Annotated in this window: 21 protein-coding genes and 1 pseudogene; 13 read left to right on the top strand and 9 right to left on the bottom strand. The window is 72.5% G+C overall.

Going from position 1 to position 24,187, the window contains the following annotated elements:
• Nucleotides 1-543, bottom strand: coding sequence for a DUF3093 domain-containing protein (locus tag CITRIK5_RS05245; RefSeq protein WP_041104623.1), 543 nt, complete (start codon nt 541-543; stop codon nt 1-3).
• Between the two features lie 117 nt (nt 544-660).
• Between CITRIK5_RS05245 and dut the strand changes: the two genes are divergently transcribed.
• The 4 genes from dut to CITRIK5_RS05225 are packed head-to-tail and all read left to right on the top strand — an operon-like array spanning nt 661 to nt 2,958.
• Nucleotides 661-1,143, top strand: coding sequence for a dUTP diphosphatase (gene dut, locus CITRIK5_RS05240; protein WP_010078549.1), 483 nt, complete (start codon nt 661-663; stop codon nt 1,141-1,143).
• Nucleotides 1,140-1,916: a DUF3710 domain-containing protein gene (locus CITRIK5_RS05235; RefSeq protein WP_134377119.1), complete on the top strand. Its 777-nt coding sequence runs from the start codon at nt 1,140-1,142 to the stop codon at nt 1,914-1,916. The genes dut and CITRIK5_RS05235 overlap by 4 nt, the downstream gene beginning before the upstream one ends.
• Nucleotides 1,913-2,230 (top strand): OB-fold nucleic acid binding domain-containing protein, encoded by a 318-nt coding sequence (locus CITRIK5_RS05230; protein ID WP_041104625.1) that lies wholly within the window; start codon nt 1,913-1,915, stop codon nt 2,228-2,230. Before CITRIK5_RS05235 ends, CITRIK5_RS05230 begins: the two co-directional genes overlap by 4 nt.
• A gap of 23 nt (nt 2,231-2,253) precedes the next feature.
• On the top strand, nt 2,254-2,958 hold the full coding sequence (locus CITRIK5_RS05225) for a DUF3159 domain-containing protein (protein ID WP_020625079.1): 705 nt from the start codon (nt 2,254-2,256) through the stop codon (nt 2,956-2,958).
• On the opposite strand, the gene CITRIK5_RS05220 is transcribed toward CITRIK5_RS05225, so the two are convergent.
• Both CITRIK5_RS05220 and CITRIK5_RS05215 read right to left on the bottom strand, forming a co-directional pair.
• Entirely contained in the window at nt 2,910-3,623 is a 714-nt protein-coding gene (locus CITRIK5_RS05220; RefSeq protein ID WP_020625080.1) for a TrkA family potassium uptake protein, read from the bottom strand. The two genes, CITRIK5_RS05225 and CITRIK5_RS05220, sit on opposite strands and share 49 nt — an antisense overlap.
• Nucleotides 3,620-4,321, bottom strand: a complete 702-nt coding sequence (locus CITRIK5_RS05215; protein WP_020625081.1) for a TrkA family potassium uptake protein — start codon at nt 4,319-4,321, stop codon at nt 3,620-3,622. The genes CITRIK5_RS05220 and CITRIK5_RS05215 overlap by 4 nt, the downstream gene beginning before the upstream one ends.
• A 134-nt stretch (nt 4,322-4,455) precedes the next feature.
• Here CITRIK5_RS05215 and CITRIK5_RS05210 point away from each other — a divergent pair, with 134 nt between their 5' ends.
• The 4 genes and pseudogenes from CITRIK5_RS05210 to CITRIK5_RS05195 form a co-directional block, all read left to right on the top strand.
• On the top strand, nt 4,456-6,408 hold the full coding sequence (locus CITRIK5_RS05210; protein ID WP_134377120.1) for an APC family permease: 1,953 nt from the start codon (nt 4,456-4,458) through the stop codon (nt 6,406-6,408).
• A 159-nt stretch (nt 6,409-6,567) separates the two neighbouring features.
• Nucleotides 6,568-8,040, top strand: coding sequence for a class I SAM-dependent RNA methyltransferase (locus CITRIK5_RS05205; protein WP_020625083.1), 1,473 nt, complete (start codon nt 6,568-6,570; stop codon nt 8,038-8,040).
• Nucleotides 8,041-8,241: 201 nt separating this feature from the next.
• Nucleotides 8,242-10,944, top strand: a complete 2,703-nt coding sequence (gene acnA / locus CITRIK5_RS05200) for an aconitate hydratase AcnA (protein ID WP_041104628.1) — start codon at nt 8,242-8,244, stop codon at nt 10,942-10,944.
• A gap of 229 nt (nt 10,945-11,173) precedes the next feature.
• Nucleotides 11,174-11,891: pseudogene (locus CITRIK5_RS05195) on the top strand (transposase); the annotation flags it as partial.
• Between the two features lie 336 nt (nt 11,892-12,227).
• Here the strand turns inward: CITRIK5_RS05195 and CITRIK5_RS05190 are convergent.
• The 4 genes from CITRIK5_RS05190 to CITRIK5_RS05175 all read right to left on the bottom strand — a co-directional run bounded on the left by CITRIK5_RS05190 (nt 12,228) and on the right by CITRIK5_RS05175 (nt 16,193).
• The gene (locus CITRIK5_RS05190) at nt 12,228-12,851 is read right to left on the bottom strand and encodes a CueP family metal-binding protein (RefSeq protein ID WP_144819003.1); all 624 of its coding nucleotides are present in this window, start codon (nt 12,849-12,851) and stop codon (nt 12,228-12,230) included.
• Between the two features lie 182 nt (nt 12,852-13,033).
• Nucleotides 13,034-13,369 carry a metal-sensitive transcriptional regulator gene (locus tag CITRIK5_RS05185; RefSeq protein ID WP_280790510.1) on the bottom strand — a complete coding sequence of 112 codons (336 nt, stop codon included), beginning with the start codon at nt 13,367-13,369 and terminating at the stop codon, nt 13,034-13,036.
• Between the two features lie 11 nt (nt 13,370-13,380).
• A complete protein-coding gene (locus CITRIK5_RS05180; RefSeq protein WP_159833195.1) occupies nt 13,381-15,516 on the bottom strand; it encodes a heavy metal translocating P-type ATPase in 2,136 nt (711 codons plus the stop codon).
• An 89-nt stretch (nt 15,517-15,605) separates the two neighbouring features.
• Nucleotides 15,606-16,193 (bottom strand): YdhK family protein, encoded by a 588-nt coding sequence (locus CITRIK5_RS05175; RefSeq protein WP_036382830.1) that lies wholly within the window; start codon nt 16,191-16,193, stop codon nt 15,606-15,608.
• Nucleotides 16,194-16,694: 501 nt separating this feature from the next.
• Between CITRIK5_RS05175 and dxs the strand changes: the two genes are divergently transcribed.
• From dxs to CITRIK5_RS05155, 4 genes are read left to right on the top strand one after another with little or no spacing between them, the layout of a single operon-like run.
• Nucleotides 16,695-18,710 carry a 1-deoxy-D-xylulose-5-phosphate synthase gene (gene dxs / locus CITRIK5_RS05170; protein WP_159833193.1) on the top strand — a complete coding sequence of 672 codons (2,016 nt, stop codon included), beginning with the start codon at nt 16,695-16,697 and terminating at the stop codon, nt 18,708-18,710.
• On the top strand, nt 18,707-19,225 hold the full coding sequence (locus CITRIK5_RS05165) for a hypothetical protein (protein WP_036382832.1): 519 nt from the start codon (nt 18,707-18,709) through the stop codon (nt 19,223-19,225). The genes dxs and CITRIK5_RS05165 overlap by 4 nt, the downstream gene beginning before the upstream one ends.
• 3 nt (nt 19,226-19,228) lie before the next feature.
• Nucleotides 19,229-20,203 carry an aldo/keto reductase gene (locus tag CITRIK5_RS05160; protein WP_049147649.1) on the top strand — a complete coding sequence of 325 codons (975 nt, stop codon included), beginning with the start codon at nt 19,229-19,231 and terminating at the stop codon, nt 20,201-20,203.
• A complete protein-coding gene (locus CITRIK5_RS05155; protein WP_159833191.1) occupies nt 20,203-20,532 on the top strand; it encodes a PLD nuclease N-terminal domain-containing protein in 330 nt (109 codons plus the stop codon). Before CITRIK5_RS05160 ends, CITRIK5_RS05155 begins: the two co-directional genes overlap by 1 nt.
• A gap of 7 nt (nt 20,533-20,539) precedes the next feature.
• Here CITRIK5_RS05155 and CITRIK5_RS05150 read toward each other — a convergent pair whose 3' ends face one another.
• Nucleotides 20,540-21,052: a Rieske (2Fe-2S) protein gene (locus CITRIK5_RS05150; protein ID WP_078025486.1), complete on the bottom strand. Its 513-nt coding sequence runs from the start codon at nt 21,050-21,052 to the stop codon at nt 20,540-20,542.
• Nucleotides 21,053-21,166: 114 nt separating this feature from the next.
• Between CITRIK5_RS05150 and CITRIK5_RS05145 the strand changes: the two genes are divergently transcribed.
• Complete coding sequence (locus CITRIK5_RS05145) at nt 21,167-21,751, top strand: hypothetical protein (protein ID WP_236557143.1); 585 nt, start codon at nt 21,167-21,169, stop codon at nt 21,749-21,751.
• Nucleotides 21,752-21,792: 41 nt separating this feature from the next.
• Here CITRIK5_RS05145 and CITRIK5_RS05140 read toward each other — a convergent pair whose 3' ends face one another.
• Nucleotides 21,793-23,964, bottom strand: a complete 2,172-nt coding sequence (locus CITRIK5_RS05140; RefSeq protein ID WP_201294445.1) for a 3-hydroxyacyl-CoA dehydrogenase NAD-binding domain-containing protein — start codon at nt 23,962-23,964, stop codon at nt 21,793-21,795.
• Nucleotides 23,965-24,187 lie beyond the last annotated feature (223 nt).

Genomic DNA, 24,187 nt, shown 5'->3' with positions numbered 1-24,187 from the left:
TCAGCGGTCCTCGGCCGCCCCCTCCTGCCGGGCCATGGCCCCGCCGAGGGCCGCGACCAGCTCCTCCGGACGCCGGGTGCTGGTCAGCCAGTAGGGCGTGCGGTCGCGCTCGTCGGTCAGCTGGATCCGCACGACGGGCCCGATCCAGCCGCGCAGGTTCACGAAGGCCAGCCCGTGCAGCAGCGGGCCGCGCTGGGCCCGGGCGTCCTCGCCGCGATACCCCGTGACCTGACCGACGTGGTGCCGTTCGATGCTGGCGCGGCCCACCTGGAGGGTGCGTTCGCGCACCACGATGCGCGGGGTGGTGGCCACCAGGAGCAGGGCCTCGACGGCGAAGAACACGACGGCGGCGGCGATGCCCAGCCCGAGGTCGATCGGCGCGAACACGAGGATCGTCAACGCCGCCAGCATGAGCGCCACGGCCCAGACCCCCGGGGAGGGCGTCAACCGCTCCTCGAACAGGACCGGATCGGGTCCCGCCGCAGCGCCCTCGGGGGCGCGGCGGGAGGCATCGGCGACGGGGTGCTGCTGGGGATCACGCATGGGTCCCAGCTTCCCACATCCGGACTCCGGTCCCGCCGCGCGGCACCGGCGAGGGCGCCCGCCCGACCGCCTCGACGCGGCCCCGGGCCGACGGGTGCTCGTGTAGGGTCGGGCCTCGTGACCGACTCCGCCGAGCTGCCCGTGCCCCTGCACGCCCTCGATCCGGGCCTGGCCCCGCCCGCCTACGCGCAGCCGGGCGACGCGGGCGCGGACCTGCGCACCGCCGTCGACGTGACCCTGGCCCCGGGCGAGCGCGCCCTGGTGCCGACCGGCGTGGCGTTGGCCATCCCGGAAGGCCACGCGGGGTTCGTGCACCCCCGCTCGGGTCTCGCGGTCCGTCGCGGCCTGACCATCGTCAACGCCCCGGGCACCATCGACGCCGGCTACCGCGGCGAGATCAAGGTGCCCCTGATCAACCTGGACCCGACCGAGCCGATCGTGCTGCGCCGCGGCGACCGGATCGCCCAGCTCGTGCTGCAGCCGGTCGTGCGCGCCCGCTTCGAGCCCGTGGACGTGCTGCCCGACTCCGAGCGCGGGGCCGGCGGCTTCGGCTCGACCGGCGGCTTCACCGCCGACACCACCCCTGGGAGGACGTCGTGATCTTCGGACGCAACCGCACCGTGCGCCACGAGCAGGTCAGCCTGCCGGACGAGCTGCTGGAGGAGCGCGACCTCGAGATCGCCGCCGCGCCGGCAACCGCCGACGTCGGTCCGCACGACGTCGCCACCCGCCCGGATCCCGCCGGCATGATCGACCTGGGGTCGCTGCGCCTGAGGGCCGTCCAGGGCATGAAGCTGCGCCTCGACGTCGAGGACGCGACGAAGCGGATCGTCGCCGCCACCATCAGCCTCGGACGCTCGGCCCTGCAGGTCCAGGCGTTCAGCGCCCCCCGTCGCACGGGTCTGTGGGACGACCTGCGCGCCGAGCTGCACGACTCCCTGTCGACCACGGCCCACGCGACCGTGCAGGAGCAGACCGGCCGTTTCGGCGTCGAGATCCTCACGCGCGTGCCGGCGGCGCTGCCGGACGGCTCGCCGGGGTGGAACGTCGCCCGGTTCGTGGGCGTGGACGGACCGCGCTGGTTCGTCCGCGGCGTGTTCCACGGCGAGGCCGCCTTCCAGCCGGAGGCCGCCGAGCCGCTGGAACAGGTGTTCTCCGACCTGGTCGTGGTGCGGGGCGACGAGCCGCTCCCGCCGCGCGAGCTGCTGCCCCTGCGTCCGCCGCCCAACGCGCGCCCGCTGCAGCGTCGCCGCCCGGCCCCGGACGAGGGCCGGGACGTGCTCGCGGACACCGCCGCCGGCCCGGGGGACGGCGCGGCACCGGAGACCACCGCGCTGCCCGAGCGCGGTCCGGAGATCACGGAGATCCGGTGAGCCCCGCCGTCGCGGCCCGCCCGACCGGCGCCGCAGGCCGCATCGAGCGCCGCGGCGTCATCGCCTCCGTCACGCTGCCCGGCGCGGACGAGGCGACCGTCTTCCGCGCGGCCCTGGCCGACCGCCTGCCCGCACCCGGGAGCATGGCGCCCGCCGAGACGCTGCAGCTGGTCTGGCACGGGCGGCGCCGCGTGCCCGGCGTCATGCCGGGGGAGTGGCTGACGGTCCGCGGCCGCGTCACCCAGATGGACGGCGTGCCCACCCTGCACAACCCCGAGTTCGACCTGGTCGACGCGCCCGAGGCCACGCTCTGAGCACGGCCCCGAGAGGAGAGCCCATGACCGAGCCGCGTGGCCCCGTCACCGCCGCCCCGGACGGGGCCGGCCCCCTGCCGTCTCGAGCCCGCCTGGACGAGCGCGGCCGCCTCGACGCGCTGGGCAGCGTCGGTGGCTGGCGCGGCATCGTCGAGGCCTCCCTGCCCACCCTCGTCTACATGGTCGGCTACGTCGCCACCCAGCAGGTGTGGCCCTCCGGCGTGGCCGCCGTCGCGGTCGCTCTCGTGCTGGGCGTCGCGCGCCTCGTCCAGCGCCAGTCGCCGGTCCAGGTGCTGGCCGGCCTCGCCGTCGTCGTCCTGTCCGTCGTGGTCTCCCTGACCACCGGCCAGGCCCGCGACTACTACCTGTGGGGCTTCGTCACCAACGCCGCCTACGGCCTCGCGTTCGCGGTGTCCGTCCTCGTGGGCTGGCCCGCGGCGGGCCTGGTGCTCGGCCTCGTGCGCGCCGAGGGCACCCGCTGGCGGGCCCACCGGCGTCGGCGCCGCGCCTACGCCGCGGCCACCTGGATCCTCGTGGCCGTGTTCGCACTGCGCCTGGCGGTGCAGGTGCCCCTCTACCTCGGGGACGCCGTCACCGCGCTCGGGGTGGCCCGCCTGGTGATGGGCCTGCCGCTCTATGCCCTGGGGCTCTGGCTCGCCTGGTCCGTCAGCTCGCCCGGTCAGGACGACGGCGTGCCGGCGGACTCCGCCGCCTCCGAGCGTCCCTGAGCGCGGCCCTCGCCGACGAGGAGGCGACGCAGGGCCGGCTCGGCGGAGCCGGCGGCCAGGAAGAAGAGCTCGTCGCCCACCTCCAGGACCTCGTCCGCCGACGCCTGCCGGGGGGCGCCGTCGCGCACGACCGCCACGAGCGGAGCCTCCTGCGGCCAGGACACGGTGCCGATGCGCCGGCCCTCGAGCCAGTGCTTTGCCGGGACCCGGAACTCGGACAGCGCCGCGCCGCCGGCCTCCAGCCTGAGCAGGCGCACGAGGTCCCCGGTCTCCACGGCCTCCTCCACGAGCGCCGTCATGATCGAGGGGGTGGACACGGCCACGTCCACGCCCCACGACTCGTCGAAGAGCCAGTCGTTGAGCGGGTTGTTGACGCGAGCCACGGTGCGGCCGACGCCGAACTCCGAGCGGCTCAGCAGGGAGCACACGAGGTTGACCCGGTCGTCGCCGGTCGCCGCGACGAGCACGTCCGCCTCCAGGGCGCCGCACTGCTCGAGCACGGTCAGGTCGCACGCATCCCCGAGGACGAGGCGTGCGCCGCCGACGTCGGCCTTGCGGGCCGCGTCCGTGCGCGCCTCGACGACGACCACCTCGTGGCCGTGCGCGTGCAGCTCCCGCGCGATGGAGGCGCCCACGGCGCCGGCTCCGGCGATGACGGCCCTCATGCCCGTCCCTCCTCGTCCTCGTCCGTGCCGTCCGGCACGCGTGCCTCGCCCTGCAGGGCGGCCTCCACCTGGTCCCGGCGGTCCACCGGGTAGACGGCGTGCAGCACGTCGCCCTCCTGCAGGCGGTCGCCCGGCCGGGGCAGCTGGCCGTCGCCGAGCCGGGTGAGGTAGGCGATGCGCATCCCCACCGTGGACTCGACGTCGGTCAGCCGACGGCCCCACCACGAAGAGTGGGGGACCAGCTCGGTCACGAGCAGCCGGCCGGAGGCGTCGCGGTGCTCCGCGTCGGCGGTGCCGGCCGGCAGCAGCCGGTGCAGCACCTGGTCGGCCGTCCACTGGATGGAGGCGACCGTGGGGATGCCGAGGCGCTGGTACAGCCGGGCCCGGTCGGCGTCGTAGATGCGCGCCACCACGTGGTCCACGTGGAAGGTCTCGCGGGCCACGCGGGCGGCGATGATGTTCGTGTTGTCGTCCGCGGTCACGGCCGCCAGGCCCTGCGCGCGGTCGATGCCGGCGGCGAGCAGCGCGGAGCGGTCGAAGCCCACGCCGGCCACGAGCTCGCCGGAGAAGCCGGGGGCCAGCCCCTCCACGGTCCGCGGGTCGCGGTCCACGAGGGCGACGCCGTGACCGGCCGCGTCCAGTGCGGCCGCCAACCGGGTGCCCACCCGTCCGCCGCCGACGATCACGTAGTGGGCCATGCCCGTCCCTGCCTCTCGTGCGGTGCTCCGTGCGCCGGGGAGCCGACGCGCGCTCCATCCTCGCATCCGGCGGGCACGTCCGGGAGCATCCGCGTCGCCGCGGCGCCCGGGCCCGGCGGGGGTACCGTGGTGCGGTGGCCACGCTGTCCTTCCTCCTGCGCCGCGGCCTCCTCGGTCGCCCCGTGACGTCGCACGCCGCCGACGAGCCCCGCATGAACCGGTGGCGGGCGCTGCCCGTGACGTCGTCGAACGCCCTGTCCTCCCTCGCCTACGCCCCGGACGAGGTCATCCTCACCCTGGTCGCGGCCGGCACGTCCGCGCTCGCGCTCGGACCCGCCGTCGGCTGGGCCGTCGTCGCGGTGATGCTGCTCATCGTCGTGTCCTTCCGCGCCGCGGTCGCCGCCGTTCCGCACGGCGGCATCTATCACATGGCCGGCACGAAGCTGGGCCCGAGGGCCGGCGTCGTCGCCTCGGCCGCACTCCTGCTGGACTTCGTGTTCACCGCCGCGGTCTCCGTGGCCGCCTTCGCCCACTTCGTGGCGGCGCTGGCCCCCGGACTCACCGTCGGCAGCCGCGTGCTGGTGGCCTCGGCCGCGCTCGTGGGCGTACTGCTGGCCGCGCTCCGCGGGGTGCGGCTGTCCCGGTGGGTGCTGCCCGTGCTCGTGAGCGTGTTCGTCGCCCTGACCGCGCTGCTCGTCCTGGCGGGCCTGTGGCAGGAGGGCCGTGGGCTGCTCGGCGCGGCGCCGACGGCCGGCTGGACGCAGGAGGGCGCCGGGGTCGGCGGGACCGTCGGCACCGTGGCGACGGCGCTGCTCGCCCTGCGCGCGTTCAGCGCGGGATCGGTGCTGCTCACCGGCGTCGAGGTGCCGGTCTCGAGCACCCGCCTGATGGCCCGGCCGGCCGTGCCCACGGTGCGGTGGGTGCTCACCGTGATGGCCCTCACCCTCGGCGCGCTGACCGTGGGCGTCATGCACCTGGCTCAGCGCACCGGCGTCGTCGTCGGGCTGGAGCTGGAGAACCTCCGGGACGCCGCGGGTGCCGAGGTCACGCCCGACCGCGCCCCCGCCCCCGTGCTCGCCCAGCTCGCGGACACCGTGTACGGCCCGGGCAGCATCCTGTCCGTCGCCACCATCGCGGCCACCGCCCTGCTCCTGCTGTTCGCGGCCAAGTCGGCGTTCCGCTCGTTCCCCGCCCTGGCCGCGCGCGTGGCCGAGGACGGCTACCTGCCCCGGCAGCTGAGGGTCCGCAGCGACCGGCTGGTGCACACGTGGAGCGTCCTCGGGATGGGGGCCGTGGCCCTCTCGCTCGTGCTGTTCTTCGAGGCCCGGACCGCCCTGCTCGTGCAGCTCTACGTCATCGGCGTGCTGCTGGCCTTCACGCTCGCGCAGGCCGGCATGCTGCGGCTGTGGCGCCGCCGGCTCGTGCACACACCGGGCGCCCGGGCCCGCGCGGCCGTCCGGCTGCGCCTGATCATCACGGCGGTGGCCTGGGTGGTCACGGCGCTGGCGGGCGTCGTCGTCCTGGTCACCCGCTTCACGCAGGGCGCGTGGGTGGCGCTGCTGGCGATCGTGCTCGGCTCGCTGGTGATGGGGCGGATCCGCCGCCACTACGCGGACGTGGACCGCGAGCTCGCACCGGACCCCCAGGACGACGCGCGGGCCCTGCCCTCGCGGGTCCACGTGGTGGTCGTCGTGACCACGCTGGACCGGCCGGCGCTGCGGGCGCTGGCCTACGCCCGCGCGTCGCGGCCGTCCTCCCTCGAGGCCGTCGTCGTGGACGCCGAGCGCGCCGCCACCCTGGAGGTGATCGACGCCTGGGAGCGTGCCGGCCTGCCGATGTCGCTCACCGTGATCGCCTCGCCCTACCGCGACACGGTGGCCCCCCTGGTGCGGCATGTGCGCGAGCACCGACGCCGCTCCCCGCGGGACCTGACCATGGTGTTCATCCCGGAGTACGTGGTCCGGCCGGGCTGGCGCACGCTCCTGCACAACCGGACCGCCACCCGCCAGACGCGGCGACTGCAGCGGGAGCCGGGCGTGATGGTGGGCTCGGTGCCGTGGCAGGTCCACGAGGGCCAGGGCTCTTGACCGCCCCGGCGCCCCCGGGGAGCGGCGGATGACGCCGTCCGACGGCGCGCCCACGATCGAGGCGACACAGCCGCATCGGTCTGCAAGGATGATGATCATCTGACCAGTCGATGCTCAGGGCAAGACCTGAAGCGCGCTGCGATGCGAGAGGAGCCAGACATGGCAGTCGTCGACACGTCCACAGACGTCACCGGGATCGGGAGGACCATCGAGGTGGAGGTCGGGGCCATGGCCCACGGCGGCCACTGCGTGGCCCGGCACGAGGGGCGGGTCGTCTTCGTGCGCCACGCCGTGCCCGGCGAGAAGGTCCGGGTGGCCCTGACCGAGGCCGAGGACGGGGCCCGCTTCTGGCGCGGCGACGTCGTGGAGGTGCTGCGGCCCTCCGAGTTCCGCCGCATCCACCAGTGGAAGCTCGCGGACATGCTGCGCGCCCACGCCTCGGGTCGCCCGCCCGTGGGCGGCGCCGAGTTCGGCCACATCGTGGTCCCGCACCAGCGCCGGCTCAAGGCCCAGGTCTTCCGGGACACGGTGCACCGCATCGCCGACCTCGCGGTGGAGCCGGAGGTGTGCTTCGCCGGCTCCGAGGACGAGCCCACCGGCCAGCGCTGGCGGACCCGGAACGCGTTCGCGGTGACCCCCCAGGGGCACATCGCGATGCACGCCTACCGTTCGGCGACCCTCCTACCCGTGCGCAACATGCCGCTCGGCGTGCCGGCCCTCGATGCGCTCGCCCTGTGGGACTGGGACTTCACCGGAGCCGCCCGCGTGGACGTCGCGACGCCGGCCTCCGGCTCCCGCCCCCTCGTGCTGGTGACGCCCACCCCGCAGACGCGGGCGGACGAGGTCAAGCTCGGCCGGCTGCGCACCCGGATCCGCCAGGCGGCCAATGCGTGCGGCGTGGACGTCTCCACCGGCCTGGCCCTGCCCGGCCCGAAGCAGTTCCAGCCGGTCAAGGTCGAGCGCATCACCGGCAAGACCTGGGTCGAGGAGACCGTGGAGTCCGAGCGCGGCGGCACCAAGCGCTTCCGCGTCACGGGTGACGGCTTCTGGCAGGTCCACCAGCACGCCCCGGCCACCCTCGTGGACGCGGTGCTCGAGGACGCGCGCGTCGAGCCGGGCCAGGTCGTGGCCGACCTCTACGGCGGCGCCGGCCTGTTCAGCGCGTACCTGGCGGACGCCGTGGGACCCGAGGGCCGCGTGTACTCGGTGGAGGCCTCCCGCCAGGCCTCGAAGGACGCCCGCCGCAACCTGCACGACCAGCCGCAGGCCTCGGTGCTCAACGGCCCCACGGACAAGGTGCTCGGCAGCTGGCTGAAGTACCCCGAGCGTCCCGTGGCGGACGGCGGCCTCGGCGGTGCCGCGCTGGACACCGTCGTCCTGGACCCGCCGCGGGCGGGCGCGGGGCGGCGGGCGATCGAGCGCATCCTCGCGCTCGAGCCGGGCCGCATCGTGTACGTCTCGTGCGACCCCGCCTCGTTCGCCCGCGACCTGGCGTGGCTGCGCGACGGCGGCTACGAGGTGGAGCGCGCCCGCGTGTTCGACCTCTACCCGGACACGCACCACCTCGAGTCGGTGACCGTGCTGGTGCCGGCCGCCCAGAGCGCCCCGGCCGCGGCCGTCGTCGAGATCTGACCCGGCATCCGCGCGGCGGCCTGCGGGCCGCCGCGCGCCATGCCCGCGTCACACGGGACCGGCGCGGTACCCTGGGACGCAGTGCGGCACCTGTGACGCAGACGACGCCCGTCCCGGACGGCGCGCGGTCCGCGGCCGCGGGTGACCACCCCCCACTGGACGAGCGCCCGGAGGAAACCGGGCGGGAAGAGGAGTCCTCTCGTGACCACCGTCGACAGCTTCGGCTCCAAGGGCGTCCTGGACGTCAAGGGAGCCGAGTATGAGATTTTCCGTCTGAACAAGGTCGAGGGGGCGCAGAAGCTGCCCTACTCCCTGAAGGTGCTGCTGGAGAACCTGCTGCGCACCGAGGACGGCGCCAACGTGACCGCCGACCAGATCAAGGCCCTGGCCGCCTGGGACCCGAACGCCCAGCCGGACACCGAGATCCAGTTCACGCCGGCGCGCGTGATCATGCAGGACTTCACCGGCGTGCCCTGCGTCGTGGACCTGGCCACCATGCGTGAGGCCATCCAGGACCTGGGCGGCGACCCGGAGCGCGTGAACCCGCTCTCCCCGGCCGAGCTCGTGATCGACCACTCCGTGCAGATCGACTCCTTCGGCAACGACGCCGCCATCGAGCGGAACATGGAGATCGAGTACGAGCGCAACGGCGAGCGCTACAAGTTCCTGCGCTGGGGCCAGACCGCCTTCGACGACTTCAAGGTCGTCCCCCCGGGCATGGGCATCGTCCACCAGGTCAACATCGAGAACCTGGCCCGCACCGTGATGACCCGCGAGGTCGACGGCGTGCTGCGCGCCTACCCGGACTCCTGCGTCGGCACCGACTCGCACACCACCATGGTCAACGGCCTGGGCGTGCTCGGCTGGGGCGTCGGCGGCATCGAGGCCGAGGCCGCGATGCTCGGCCAGCCCGTGTCCATGCTGATCCCGCGGGTCGTGGGCTTCAAGCTGACCGGCAGCATCCCGTCCGGCGCCACCGCGACCGACGTGGTGCTGACCATCACCGAGATGCTCCGCCAGCACGGCGTGGTCGGCAAGTTCGTCGAGTTCTACGGCGAGGGCGTCGGCTCCGTGCCCCTGGCCAACCGCGCCACCATCGGCAACATGTCGCCCGAGTTCGGCTCCACCGCCGCGATCTTCCCGATCGACGAGGTCACCCTCGACTACCTGCGCCTGACCGGCCGCTCCGAGGAGCAGGTCGCCCTCGTGGAGGCGTACACCAAGGAGCAGGGGATGTGGCACGACCCGTCCTCCGAGGTCGCCTACTCCGAGTACCTCGAGCTGGACCTGTCCACCGTGGTGCCCTCCATCTCCGGCCCGAAGCGTCCCCAGGACCGCATCGAGCTCACCGACTCCAAGGACCAGTTCCGCAAGGACCTGCACAACTACGCCACGCAGGACGAGGCCGGCGAGGGCCGCCCGTCCAAGCTCGTGGACGTGGCCATGCCGGACGGCCGCCAGTTCCAGCTGGACCACGGCGCCGTGTCCATCGCCTCGATCACCTCGTGCACCAACACGTCCAACCCGTCCGTGATGATGGCGGCCGGCGTGCTGGCACGCAACGCGGTCGCCAAGGGCCTGAAGTCCAAGCCGTGGGTGAAGACCTCCGTGGCCCCGGGCTCCCGCGTGGTGACCGACTACTACGAGAAGTCCGGGCTGCGCGAGTCCCTCAACGACCTCGGCTTCAACGTGGTCGGCTACGGCTGCACCACCTGCATCGGCAACTCCGGCCCGCTGGAGTCCGAGATCTCCGAGGCCATCCAGGAGAACGACCTGTCCGTGACCGCGGTGCTCTCCGGCAACCGCAACTTCGAGGGCCGCATCAACCCGGACGTGAAGATGAACTACCTGGCCTCCCCGCCGCTGGTGGTCGCCTACGCCCTGGCCGGCACCATGGACTTCGACTTCGAGAACGAGGCCCTGGGCCAGGACACCGAGGGCAACGACGTCTTCCTCAAGGACATCTGGCCGGACCCGACCGAGGTCCAGAAGATCATCGACGCGTCGATCGACACCGAGATGTTCACCTCGCAGTACGCCACGATCTTCGACGGCGACGAGCGCTGGCAGTCCCTGGAGACCCCCTCGGGCTCCACCTTCGAGTGGGACGAGAAGTCCACCTACGTGCGCAAGCCCCCGTACTTCGAGGGCATGACCATGCAGCCGGACCCGGTGTCCGACATCTCCGGCGCCCGCGTCCTGCTCAAGCTGGGCGACTCCGTGACCACGGACCACATCTCCCCGGCCGGCTCCTTCAAGTCGGACACCCCGGCGGGCCGCTACCTGCTGGAGAACGGCGTGCAGCGCAAGGACTTCAACTCCTACGGCTCCCGTCGTGGCAACCACGAGGTGATGATCCGCGGCACGTTCGCGAACATCCGCATCAAGAACCAGCTGCTCGACGGCGTGGAGGGCGGCTTCACCCGCGACTTCACCCAGGAGGGCGCCCCGCAGGCCTACGTGTACGACGCGGCGCAGAACTACGCCGAGCAGGGCACCCCGCTGGTGGTCCTGGGCGGCAAGGAGTACGGCTCCGGCTCCTCCCGTGACTGGGCGGCCAAGGGCACGGCGCTCCTGGGCGTCAAGGCCGTGATCACCGAGTCCTTCGAGCGCATCCACCGCTCGAACCTCATCGGCATGGGCGTGCTGCCGCTGCAGTTCCCCGAGGGTGAGAACGCCGACTCGCTGGGCCTGACCGGCACCGAGACCTTCGACATCTCCGGCATCACCGCCCTCAACGAGGGCACCACGCCGAAGACCGTGAAGGTCACGGCCACCGGCGAGGACGGCAAGGTCACCGAGTTCGACGCGGTCGTCCGCATCGACACCCCCGGTGAGGCCGAGTACTACCGCAACGGCGGCATCCTGCAGTACGTGCTCCGTCAGATCGCCTCGAAGGCCTGATCCACGGGACACCGCCCGCGCGCGGGCATCACGACGGCGGCCCGCCGCCCTCCGCACGGAGGGCGGCGGGCCGCCGTCGTCGTGGGCGCCGGGGCCGACGCCGGTGCAGGACGCTCTTCATCCCCCAGTGCAGGGACCGTCCAACCCTTGGGCCAGACGGTCCTCGGGCGTGTCTGACAATGAAGCCGGGGGAAGGCCGGCACCCTCGAAGACACGGTCCCGGTTCCAGATGCTCTCCCACGCCCCCACAGGCCGGCAGGGCCGGCCGTTCGCCGATGCCCTCACGATGGTCGACGCCATCATCCACCGGTACAGGTGCATCGATCCCCTGGCGGGACCTGCCCGAGGTCTACGGGCCCTGGCTGAGTCGTGTGGACCTGGCACGGCCGCATGGCCGAAGAGGGCACCTGGGACACGGTGCTGGCAACACTGACCGCCGCAGCGGATGCCGAAATCGTGATCGATTGGTCGGTCTCGGTGGACTCCACGATCGCCCGCGCCCATCAGCACGCGAGGAACACCACCCGGCTCACGGGGGGCTGGATCGAACGACAAGGAATCCGCGTGAAGAGCCCGCCGACCACGGCCTCGGGCGCTCACGGAGCGGGCTGAGCACGAAGACCCATCAGCTGGTCGACGGTGCTGGGCGAGAGGGCGTACTCATCGCGGGCGATCGGCACCCATCTGCGCGCCGGTGGCATCGAGGCCGTCCTCCCCAACCGGCTGACCAGCAGGGCCACCGCAGACGCCGCGGCTCGGCCGGCGGCCGAACCGCGGGCCTGGACTTGGACGCTTACACGGGCCGGAACGTGATCGAGCGCCAGGACGCGCACCTGCAGCAATGGCCGGGCCTGGCGAGCACGTACGACAAGTACGCGATCGTGGACCGGGCTGCCGTGGTCCTGAATGCTGTGCTCGCGTGGTCAACGGCATTGTCGGACACGCCCGAGTGGCGTGTTCGAACGGATCGACGATCCAGGTCAAGTGCTCGAGAAGCTCGGCGAGGCTCAGCACCGGCAGGTATGAGCGTGAGGACCTGGACAGAGAGGATCCCCCGGAATGCACGTCGTGAAGCGGCGTGAGCGATGTAGTGCTCTTCAGTTGGCACTGGTTGATATTGGTCGACGAGGCTTCAGCCCGGTGTGGTGATGCCCTGCGATGACTCTGAAGCCGGCTCTCGGGCGAATCCTCACATCGGGACGCCGAGACCCTGTGGGAGTCCAAGGATGGGACGTCTCGAGGCCTGATCTGTCGCCGCTGCAGAGGAGCATGAGGCCTGGGCCTCAAACCAGCTGAAGACCGGTCAAGCAGGTGGGGTCGTCGGGGCGGGTCGAGATGGCCTTTTTCGCGGTGCGGCCTTCAGCTGAGACAGTGAGAGTAGCGTCAATTCCACGCGGCAGCCAGACCCCGACGAATCCGTTGTCGTACGTCGTCAGCGTTTCATCGAGGAGGGTCTCCCCGGACGTCGCCTCGACCACGGTGACGTGGACGTCAGTATTGGCGAGTTCGCCGGTGCAGGTCGTGAGGCTGTGGAAGTAGCATTCGTGAGTCTGGCTGCGATACGGGGCGATAGAGACGTAGAACTCGTCCTCTGGCATCGGCACGGTGGTCTGATTGTTCTGATCGTCGGTCAGTACAAGCTGGTCGGGTTCAATCGACGCGATGAATTCAGACGAGCGATCTGTCACCTTCGTTGAGTCGAGGCGCGTGATGATCTCGCGAGCATTCAATCCGTCTAGATTGTGCTCGACCACCAGTGAGTGATCGGATCCTGCATCAGCGGACGGTCCCGCATCAGCACAGCCGCTGAGCAGGAGGACGGCGCTGGTCGCCAGACCGGTCAAGGCCGCGCAGATCCTCAGGCGGCTCCTGGAGGACTGGATCGGAGCAACAATGGCAAGTGGCATGCCCAACTCTTTTCTCAGGTGAACGTGTTCATGTCGTCAGGTTAGACAGAAGGCATCCCGAGTTCGCCGGTGCCCAGGGCGCGACGAGGTGCAAAGCACGCCTGCCCGGAGACATCAAGAGCCTTGTCCTGATCTGGGGTCCACCGGTCCGAGGCACCCTGTGTCGAAGACATCGGCTGGTGTCAGGAGCGCACGAGGCGATTGATGGCGTCGCTGGCCTCCTGGATCTTGGCGATGGCCGCGTCTTCATCGCCTTTCTTGGCGGCGTCGAGCACGCAGTGCTTGAGGTGGTCATCGAGCAGACCGGTCGCCACTCCTTGCAGGGCGCGGGTGAGGGCCGAGACCTGGGTGAGGATGTCGATGCAGTACTTTTCGTCGTCGATCATCTTCGTGATGCCGCGGGCTTGGCCTTCGATACGCTTCATGCGGTTGCGGTAGCGGTCCTTGACACTGATGTAGCCGTACCGGTGGGCTCCGGTGTCGGTACCGGTCTCATCGGCTGCAGTTTCAGTGGTCACGGGTGTGTCCTTCACTTCTGGTGCTCCAGGACGGAGCGGGTGCTGGCAGCTGGGGCGAGGTCGATGCGACGCAGCAGCTGGGCGTTGAGCGCGACGATGACGGTGGAGATCGACATCAGGATCGCACCTACTGACATCGGCATGACGAAGCCGACGGGTGCGAGCACGCCAGCCGCGAGCGGCACAGAGAGCAAGTTGTACCCTGCAGCCCACCACAGGTTTTGCCTCATTTTACGGTATGCGGCACGGGAGAGCTGGATCACCGAGAGCACGCTACGCGGGTCGGAGCTGGCGAGGATGACACCTGCAGAGGCGATGGCGACGTCGGTGCCGGCCCCGATGGCGATGCCGACGTCGGCCTGGGCCAGGGCAGGGGCGTCGTTGACGCCGTCGCCGACCATGGCGACCTTCTTGCCCTCCTTCTGCAGCTGGTCGACCTTGGCGGATTTGTCCTCGGGGCGGACGCCGGCGAAGACCCGGTCGATGCCGAGCTCTCTTCCCACCTCGTTCGCCACGGCTTCCGCGTCGCCGGTGATCATGACGACCTCGACGCCGAGCTGATGGAGCGCATCGACGGCGTCGCGGGACTCTGGGCGAACCTCGTCGGCGAGCTTGAGACCGCCGATGACCTTGCCGTCGCGGAGGACGTGCAGGATGATCGCACCCTCTGCCCGCCATTCGTCGGCGACACCGATCTCGTCCTGGCCGGTCTCCTCGAGCAGACGGGGTCCGCCGACGCGGATCTCATGGTCGGCCACCGTCGCGGTGACGCCGACCGCCGGGGAGGAGGTGAACCCGCTGGCCGGTTCGACGGCGAGGCCCTTCTCCTTGGCGGCGGTGACGATGGACCGGGCGAGGGGGTGCTCACTGTCGGCCTCGGCGGAGGCGGCCAGGGCGAGGAGCTGTTCGGCATTCAGGCCGCCGGTCGGCTCCACGCCGGTGACGGTGGGCTCGCCCTTGGTCAGGGTGCCGGTCTTGTCGAAGAGCACCGCGTCGACCTGGCGCATGGACTCCAGGGCGAGGCGGTCCTTGATCAGGACGCCGCCGCGGGCGGCGCGCTCGGTGGCGATGGACACGACCAGAGGGATCGCCAGACCCAGCGCATGGGGGCAGGCGATGACGAGGACAGTGATGGTGCGAACGACCGCGTCGTCGGGGAGCCCGAAGAGCGTCCAGACGACGGCGGTGATCAGCGCAGCTCCGAGGGCGAACCAGAACAGCAGGGCCGCAGCCCGGTCGGCGATGCGCTGGGCACGGGAGGATGAGCCCTGCGCCTCGGCGACGAGCCTGTTGATGCCCGCCAGAGCCGTGTCGTCGCCGGTGGCGGTGATCTCTACGCGCAGGCCGGAGTCGGTGGCCACGGTGCCGGCGGTGACGTTCTCGCCCTCGCCGCGGGCGACGGGGTGTGATTCGCCGGTGATCATGGACTCGTCCATGTCGGCGCGGCCGTCGACGATGGTGCCGTCGGCGGGGACGCTGCCGCCAGGCCGGACGATGACGACGTCGCCGACGCGCAGCTCTGCCGGGTCGACCTTGACGACGTCGTCTCCCTCTATACGCTCAGCCTCGTCAGGGAGCAGCGCGGCGAGGGAGTCCAACGCCGAGGTGGTCTGGGCCAGTGAGCGCATCTCGATCCAGTGGCCCAGCAGCATGATGACGATCAGCAGCGCCAACTCCCACCAGAACTCGAGCTCGGGGTGGACGAGACCGACAGTGGCGGCCCAGGAGGCGAGGAACGCTACGGTGATGCCGAGCGCGATGAGCAGCATCATCCCCGGCTGGCGGCTTTTCAGCTCGCTGACAGCACCGGTGAGGAACGGGGTGCCGCCCCAGGCGTACATGACGGAGCCGAGGACTGCGGCGACCCAGCCCGCCCAGCTGGGGACCGAGTAGCCCAGGAGCATGGCGAACATGGGGGAGAACGCGACCACCGGGATGGCGATGATCAGGTTGATCCAGAACAGCCGCCGGAACTGGCCGACGTGGTCGCCGTGGCCCGCGTGACCACCGCCGTGATGACCGTGCCCGGCGTGGTCACCGTGTTCCATGGTGTGGTCTTCGTTCTCGGCGCGCGAGTCGTCACGGTGGCCGGACTCGGTGGTCGCGACGCCGGCGTGGTCATGGTGATGCGTGGTCGGGTCCGTCATGCTCTTCGCTTCCCCTCGTCATTCCCCGATCTTTCCTTCGATCGGGTCGTATTTCGCCGCGGACCTTCAGCGCGCCCGCGGCGATCGGCTCAGGAGGCCGGCTTGAGCTCGCTCTCGACGACCCACTTGTGGTTGGTCATCGTCATGCCGTCGGACTCGTAATCGACCATGTAGACGGTCTCCTCGGTGGAGGAGGCGATGGTCGCCTTCGCGCCCTTCATGCCTTCCATGTGTTCGGCCTCGAGAGTGACCTCGGTGCCGTCGGCCAGACGTTCATCTCCGGCGTCCTTGATCTCCTGCTGGACGACCCACTTGTGATCCTTGACCGGCTCCCCGCCTGCGGACGGCGTGAAGTCCACCGCATAGGTGTACGTGTCGTACGCGCCGGCGATCGTCGCGTTCGCACCGTCCATGCCCTCCATGTGGTCGGCGGTGAGCGTGACCTCGGTGCCGACCGGGTATGTGGGCGACGCAGCCGTCTCGATGCCCTCGGGGGCGGGGCCGCCGTCCATCGGATGCTCCATCCCGCCGCTGTCAGAGCTGCTGCCGTGGCCCTCGTGCTGGCTGGTCGTCGAGGGGGTCCCTTGGTCCTGGCCGCCGCCGGTGCTGCAGCCGGTGAACACGAGCGCTCCTCCGAGCACTCCTGCGGCGACGGTGGTCATGAGGTGCTTGCGCATGAAGTCTCCTGTTCGTTCTGGTCCAGTCAACGCTATACCCCTCCCGGGTATCAAGTCGATGTCGATCGGCGGGCATGGAATCGCCCGGCCAAGATCCAATCGACCCGGGGTGGCAGCGCTGAGGCTGCGATGGAGAACATCGGCTCGGCGGCTCTGGTCGCAGATGGAATCGAGGCCCGAACGGACGGGCTCACCTCGCTCGCCGTCGTGACGGGATCGGCTGCGTCGTCTCGTGAACATCACCGTGGTGAGAAGACGATCCCAGTACCGCCGATCACCCAAGAGAAATTGGTCTTGTACGGTTGCATCGTCGGGCGTCCCATCGAGACAGGGATCCTGAGAGCCGACGGAAGCTGTGCAACTATCGCCAGGCAGAGCGAAGCATGTCTCAGTACGTGCTCCGTCAGATCGCCGCGAAGGCCTGATCCACGGGGCCCGCCCGCGCGGGCCGCCGCCCGCGTCCCGCCCGGGTGCGGAGCCGCGGAGTAGGCTGGTCGCACCATGGAACATCTGCCCCCCACGAGCCCCGGCGCCCCGCTGCTGCCGCAGATCGCCCGCCCGGCGGACCTGTCGGCCCTCACGGAGGACCAGTTGACCGCGCTGGCGGCGGAGATCCGCGCCTACCTGATCGCCCACGTCTCCAAGACGGGCGGCCACCTCGGACCGAACCTGGGCGTCGTCGAGCTGACGCTGGCCGTGCACCGCGTCTTCGAGTCGCCGAAGGACGCGGTCATCTTCGACACGGGTCACCAGTCGTACGTGCACAAGCTGCTCACCGGACGCCAGGACTTCACGACGCTCCGCCAGGAGGGGGGTCTGTCCGGCTACGGCGACCGCACCGAGTCCGAGCACGACGTGGTGGAGTCCTCGCACGCCTCCAGCTCGCTCTCCTGGGCGGACGGCATCGCGCGGGCCTGGGCGCAGACCGGGCAGGGGGACCGCACCGTGGTGGCCGTGATCGGCGACGGTGCTCTCACGGGGGGCATGGCCTGGGAGGCCGTCAACAACATCGCCGCCGGCCGGGACCGTCGCGTGGTGATCGTCGTCAACGACAACGGCCGCTCGTACGCGCCCACCGTGGGCGGTGTCGCCGAGCACCTGGGCGGACTGCGCCGCGGGGTGCTGGACAAGGTGCGCACCCACCACCGCTATGAGCAGACCCTCGACTACCTCAAGCGCCGCCTCCAGGAGGCCGGGCTCGCGGGGGAGCTGGTGTACCGGCCGCTGCACGCGGCGAAGAAGGGCCTCAAGGACCTCTGGGCGCCGCAGGGCCTGTTCGAGGACCTGGGCATGAAGTACATCGGCCCGGTGGACGGTCACGACCTCACCGCCATGGAGGAGGCCCTGGAGGACGCGCGGGCGTACGGCGGGCCCGTGATCGTCCACGCGATGACCGAGAAGGGGCACGGCTATCCGCCGGCGGTCGCGCACGAGGCGGACCAGTTCCACGCGATCGGCGTGATCGACCCCTCCACGGGCGAGCCCATCACCTCGTCGACGGCCCAGTCCTGGACCTCCGTGTTCGGCGAGGAGATGGTCGCGATCGCGAATGAGCGGCCGGACGTCGTGGCCATCACCGCCGCCATGCAGAACCCCGTGGGCCTGGCCCCGATGGCGCTGGCCCATCCGGACCGGGTGTTCGACGTCGGCATCGCCGAGCAGCACGCGGTCACCTCGGCCGCCGGCATGGCCTTCGGCGGTCTGCACCCCGTGGTGGCCGTCTACGCGACCTTCCTCAACCGCGCCTACGACCAGGTGCTCATGGACGTGGGCCTGCACCGTGCGGGCGTGACGTTCGTGCTGGACCGCGCGGGCGTCACCGGGCCGGACGGCCCGAGCCACCACGGCATGTGGGATCTGGCCCTGCTGCAGTCGGTGCCGGGGCTGCGGATCGCCGCGCCCCGCGACGCGGACACGCTCCGGGAGGAGCTGCGCGAGGCCGTCGCCGTCGAGGACGCGCCCACCGTGGTGCGGTTCGCGAAGGGCTCGGTCGGCGAGCCGGTGCGCGCCCTGGAGCGGCTGTCGGACGGCACGGACGTGCTCGCCCGGCGGGGCGAGGCCGGCGGGCGCGACGGCGCCGAGCGGGACGTGCTGATCGTGGCGGTGGGCGCGATGGCCGAGCTCGGCCTCGACGTCGCCGAACGGCTCGAGCGGCACGGCATCAGCGCCACGGTGATCGACCCGCGGTGGGTCCTGCCCGTGGCCCGGTCCGTGATCGACACGGCCGCCCGCCACCGGATCGTCGTGTGCCTCGAGGACGGGGTGCGGGCCGGCGGCGTCGGCTCGCGGATCCGGCAGGAGATGCGCGCGGCCGGCGTGGACACCGCCCTGAACGAGGTCGGCCTGCCGGTCGAGTTCCTCGCCCACGGCAGCCGCGAGAAGGTGCTGGCCCGCGTGGGCCTCACGGCGCAGCGCATCACCCAGGACACCGTCGCCCAGGTCCTCGGCGCCAAGGTCCCGTACGCCCGGCCCGTCCCCGAGGACGCGGCCGCCCCCCACCACCAGGAGCAGGCATGAGCATCGTCCGGCTGTACCGTGAGAGCGTCGGCGACGACGGCGCCCGGCTCTTCGAGTACCGCGAGGCATGGGCCGACGCGGAGGCCGGGGAGTTCGTGGTCCACCACGGTCGGGTCGGCCAGCCCGGCACCGTCGGGGAGCAGCCCCTGGCCGACCAGGCCGAGGGTGATCAGCTGCTGGCCGCGTTCGTGGCGCAGGGCGCGGAGGAGGGCTTCGCCGAGGCGGACCCCGCGACCTTCGCCGTGCTGCCGGTGGCCTACCGGCTCCGCGGCCGGGAGGCCACGGCGATCGAGCGGCGCACCGTCGAGCGGCTGCGCGTCGAGGTGACCCACCAGCTGGCCTGGCGCGGTCTCGGCGAGGTCGAGGACGTCGTCGAGGAGGTCGGTGCCCTCGTGCTGCGCGTCCGGACCCCCCACGCCCGCAAGGCCGCCGCCGAGATCCCGGCGGCCGCCAAGCGCGCCGACGGCGTGCAGCCGAACAAGGTGGACGTCCGCACCGCAGAGCAGGAGGGCTGACCCGTGCGCCACACCCGTCTCGGCCGCTCCGGGCTGACCGTCTCCGTCGTCGGCCTGGGCTGCAACAACCTCGGCCGCCCCGGCACCGCCACGCTGGAGCAGGCCGGCACCGACGCCGTCGTCCACGCCGCGCTCGATGCCGGCATCACCTTCTTCGACGTCGCCGACGTCTACGGCGCCGAGCCCGGCCTGTCCGAGGAGCGGCTCGGCCGCGCCCTGGGCGCCCGCCGCGACGAGGTGGTGATCGGCACCAAGTTCGGCATGGACATGGGCGGTGTCGCCGGCGACGACGGCGGCGCGCGGGGCTCCCGCCGGTACATCGTGCGCGCCGTCGAGGACTCCCTGCGCCGCCTCGGCACCGACTGGATCGACCTCTACCAGTTCCACACCCCGGACCCGGCCACGCCCATCGAGGAGACCCTCCGCGCGCTCGACGACCTCGTGCGCGCCGGCAAGGTCCGCTACGTGGGCCACTCGAACCGGGCCGGCTGGCAGATCGCCCAGGCCGAGTACGTGGCCCGCGAGCTGGGCGTGGAGCGCTTCGTGTCCGCGCAGAACCACTACAACCTGCTGGACCGCCGGGCCGAGCTCGAGGTGGTCCCGGCGGCGGCCGAGTTCGGGCTCGGCGTCCTGCCGTACTTCCCGCTGGCCAACGGGCTGCTCACGGGCAAGTACTCGCAGGGCGACGCCCCCGAGGGCTCGCGCCTGTCCCACGTGCGCCAGCACATGGTGGCCGACGCCGACCTGGAGCAGCTGGCCGCGTTCGGCCGGTTCGCCCGGGAGCGGGGGATCACCGAGGTCCAGGCCGCGATCGGGTGGCTGGCGGCGCAGGGACCGGTGTCCTCCGTGATCGCCGGCGCCACCCGTCCCGCGCAGGTCGTGGAGAACGCGGCGGCGGCCGACTGGCTCGCCACCGCGGAGGACCTGGCCGAGCTGGACGCCCTGTTCCCGGGCCCGGAGAAGGTCGCGCTCTTCTGATGGCCGGCGCGCTGAGCGGCGCGGCCGCCGCGAACCCGCTCGTGCCGACGCCGGGGGAGGCCGCCCTGGGCTGGACCGTATCCGTCGTGGCCGGTGCGCTGTGGGTGGCCGGCTTCGTCTCGCTGGGCCGCAGCCCCCTGGACGCCCGGGCGCGCCTGCCGTGGGTCGGCCTCATGCTGCTGCTACCGGTGCTGGGGGCGCTCATCTGGTTCTGGTGGCGGCACCGCTACTACCCGGCGCGGCGGCGCGAGCAGCCGGCGTGGGACCCCAACGACCGCTCCGCCGTCGTGGTGCCCCCGCGCCGGCGCTACGGCGCGCCGGAGGAATGAGCCGGGCTCAGAGCTTGACGACGATGCGGTCGTCGACGACGGCCGCGTCGTAGTCCATGAGGGCCTGGCGGGCCGGGCCGCCGAACGGCTTGCCCGAGGTGACGTCGAAGTGCGAGCCGTGGCAGGGGCACGCGTAGGCCGGGCCCTCCTGCCGGTCCACGACCTGGAGCAGGCAGCCCTGGTGCGTGCACACGTTGGTGAAGGCGGTCACCGTGGTCTCGTCCACGCGGTGCATCATCAGGGTCCGGCCCTGCACCTGGACCTCGCGGGACGCGCCCACGGGCAGCTCGGCGGCGGGCAGCGCGTCGACGGCGTCGGAGCCGGTGTAGTGGTCCTGCGCGGTGTCCTTCTCGCGCAGCTGGTCCGTGCAGCCGGTCAGCGCGAGTGCGCCGGCGCCCGCGGCGGCGACGGCGGCGCCGCGGCCCAGGACGGTGCGGCGCGAGGTGTCCGGGCGGGCGTGGCCGCCGCAGCAGGCGGACCGGGAGGAGTTCGGGGTGAGGGGGGAGTCCTGCGTGGTCATCGACCCATTATCGCCCGCGGCGAGGGCGGATGCGACCGGGCCCCACGGGTGCGAGGATCGAGGGGACGGACCCCCGAGCCCCAGGACCTCACCCCCTTCGAGCGGTGGGAGGCCGTGACCCTCGACGACGTGCACGTCGGCTTCCTGCACCGGGTGCTGGAGGACGGCGTGCTGACCACCCGCATGGGCTTCGCCCCCACGCCCGCCCAGCGCGCCGCCCGCGACGGTCTGCCCGAGCGCTACCTCGCCCAGACGCAGGTCGGCTTCACGCCCGACGGGGACGGCTGGGCATGGACGACCCACGAGGACTCCGCCGGAGCCCAGCGGGTGCGCATCGACCGTGAGCGGGCCGGCATCGACGCCGCGGTGCTGCCCTCGTACGCGGAGTACCTCCTCCTCGCGCGGGTGGCCGCCGAGGGCCCGCTCGCCGTGGACCGGCTCGAGGAGGCCTCGCCCCTGCAGGGCGGGCTGCGCGTGCCCCGCGCCGAGCTGCGCCCGGCGGACGCGGGCGGGTCGGACGTGCGGGTGGCCGTCGTCGCGGACGGCGTGGAGCTGGGGGCGCACCTCGTGCGCGAGGGCGCCGTGGTCGCCTCCGACTGGGGCGGGGGCACCGCCTCGACCCCCGTGGCCGACCAGGCCGCGGCGACCGCCGGGCTCGACGCGCACGTGGTGACGTTCGCCGGGCTGCCGATCGCCTGAGCCGTGGGCCGGGCCGTCGCGGACGGCCCGGCCGGGGCCGGTCAGGCCTGCGCGGCCGGGTGGAAGCGCCGCCCGTTCACCCGCTCGGCGGCCCCGCAGTCGTCCAGGTACGGCGTGATGCCGCCCAGGTGCAGGGGCCAGTTGGCGCCGAGGATCATGCACAGGTCCACGTCCTCGGGGGCCGCGACGACGCGCTCGTCCAGGAGCAGGCCGATCTCCTCGGCCAGCGCGTCCTCGACCCGGCGCAGCAGCTCCTCGGAGGTCTGCGGGGTCGAGCCCTGCTCCAGCAGGGCCGCGGTCGCCTCCGGGATCTGCTCGCCGGTCGCGCCGGCGGCCTCCTCGTCGCGCCGGTCGGGGCGGACGTCCTTGGCCCAGATCGCGGTCTTGCCGGCGTCGATCAGGCGCTGCAGGTTCGCCGAGACCGGGAAGCGCTCCGCGCCGAAGGACGCGGAGAGGGACTCGGACACGTGCTGGGCCACGGGGATGCCGACCATGGCCAGGAGGGTGAACGGCGTCATCGGCAGGGCCAGCGGGTCCAGCGCGTGGTCGGCCTCGTGCGCGTCGGTGCCCTCGTCGAAGGAGTTCTGCACCTCGCCCATCATGCGCAGCAGGACGCGGTTGACCACGAACGCGGTGGCGTCGTGGACGAGCACGCCGGTCTTGCGGAGCCGGCGGGTCAGTTCGAACGCGGTGGCCACGACCTCGTCCGTCGTCGCCTCGGTCCGCACGATCTCCACGAGCGGCATGACCGCCACCGGGTTGAAGAAGTGGAAGCCCACGAGGCGCTCGGGATGCTCGAGGACCTCGGCCATGGCGGCCACGGACAGGCTCGAGGTGTTGGTCATCAGGATGGCGTCCTCACGCACGATGCCCTCGAGCTCGCGGAAGACGGTGCGCTTGACCTCGAGCTCCTCGAAGACGGCCTCGATGACGATGTCGGCGTCCGCGTACACCGCCTTGTCCGTGTCCGCGGTGATCAACCCGGCCAGGGCCTGGCCGTCCTCGGCGGAGAGCCGTCCACGGGAGACCATCTTCTCGACCTGCGCGCGCACGCCCGCCAGGCCGCGCTCGACACGCTCGGCGTCGACGTCCGTCATCACGACGGGCACCCGCAGGTGCCGGGCGAAGACGAGGGCGAGCTGGCCGGCCATCAGGCCCGCACCGACGATGCCGACCTTGCGGACCTCGCGGGCGAGCTCGCGGCCCGGGTCGCCGGCGGGGCGCTTGGCGCGGCCCTGGACGAGGCCGAGGAACGCGTACACGGTGCGCCGGAACTCGGGGGAGTGCAGCAGCGTCCCGAGGGCGTCCGCCTCGGCCTGGGCGGACTCGGCGCGGGTGCGCGTGCGGGCGCCGGTGAACAGGTCCTCCAGGTGACGGCGCGCCGGCAGGTGGCGTCCGGGGCGAGCGGCCTGCAGCCGCTCCAGCGCCGCCAGGGCGCGGTCCCAGGCGGCGTCGGACACGTCGCGGTCGCGGTGGGCGGCCAGTTCGGCCGCCACGGACTCGTCCCCGGCGACCAGGGCGGCGGCGAGCTCGAGGCCCGCGTCGAGGAGGTCCCCCTCCACGATCCGGTCCATCAGGCCGAGCCCGTGCGCCGCGCGGGCGTCGAGCATGCGGTTGTCGTCGAGGGGGTTCTTCAGCACGACGTCGACGGCGGCCTCCGGGCCGATCAGATGGGGCACGCGCCACACGCCGGACCAGCCGGGGATCAGGCCGAGCCGGACCTCGGGCAGGCCGAAGCCCTTCGCATCGGCGGCCACCACGCGGTGTCCGGCGGCCAGGGCCAGCTCGAGGCCGCCGCCGAGGGCGAGGCCGTTCACGAGCGCGACCGTGGGGATCTCGAGGGCCGCGAGCCGGTCGTAGACGGCGTGGCCGAGCAGGGCCAGGTCGCGGCCGACGTCGTCGGTGAGGCCCGCGATCAGGGACAGGTCCGCCCCGGCCGCGAAGGTCCCCTCCACACCGGTCACGGCCAGGGCCTGGATCGCGCCCGCGGCGGCCCGGGCGGCCTGCTCGTCGAGCACCCGGCCGAGGCCGAGGAGCGTGGCCGGGCCCAGGGTGGCGGGCCGGCGGGGTCCCTGCCCGTTGTCCAGCGTGAGCAGCGCGAGCGTGCCCGCACCCTCGGGCAGGGCGTGGTCGGTCACGGTGACGGTGGTGACGACCTCATCCGGGGCCAGGGCGGGCAGGTGGTCGAAGGAAGCAAGAGAAACGGATGTCATGCGGGTCACACTACCGGCGAGTAGCCTCGGCGTCGACGCGACGCGACGGACCGATCCGGCCGGCCGCGTCGGGGGCTCAGGCGCCGGCGGGATCGGGGTCGAGGAGCGCGACCGTGACGATCGCGCCGACGTTCTCCACCTGCCACGGGCGCGCGCCCCGCTCCGTCAGGAACGCGTCGACGGTCTCGGGGGTGATCGGGGCGGGGCGCGCGCCCGTGGCAGG

The organism is Micrococcus sp. 116 (genome assembly GCF_902506395.1).
GTDB classification, from domain to species: domain Bacteria; phylum Actinomycetota; class Actinomycetes; order Actinomycetales; family Micrococcaceae; genus Micrococcus; species Micrococcus luteus.
The sequence above is the reverse complement of the archived record's forward strand: the minus strand, read 5'-3'. Positions and strand labels throughout refer to the sequence as shown.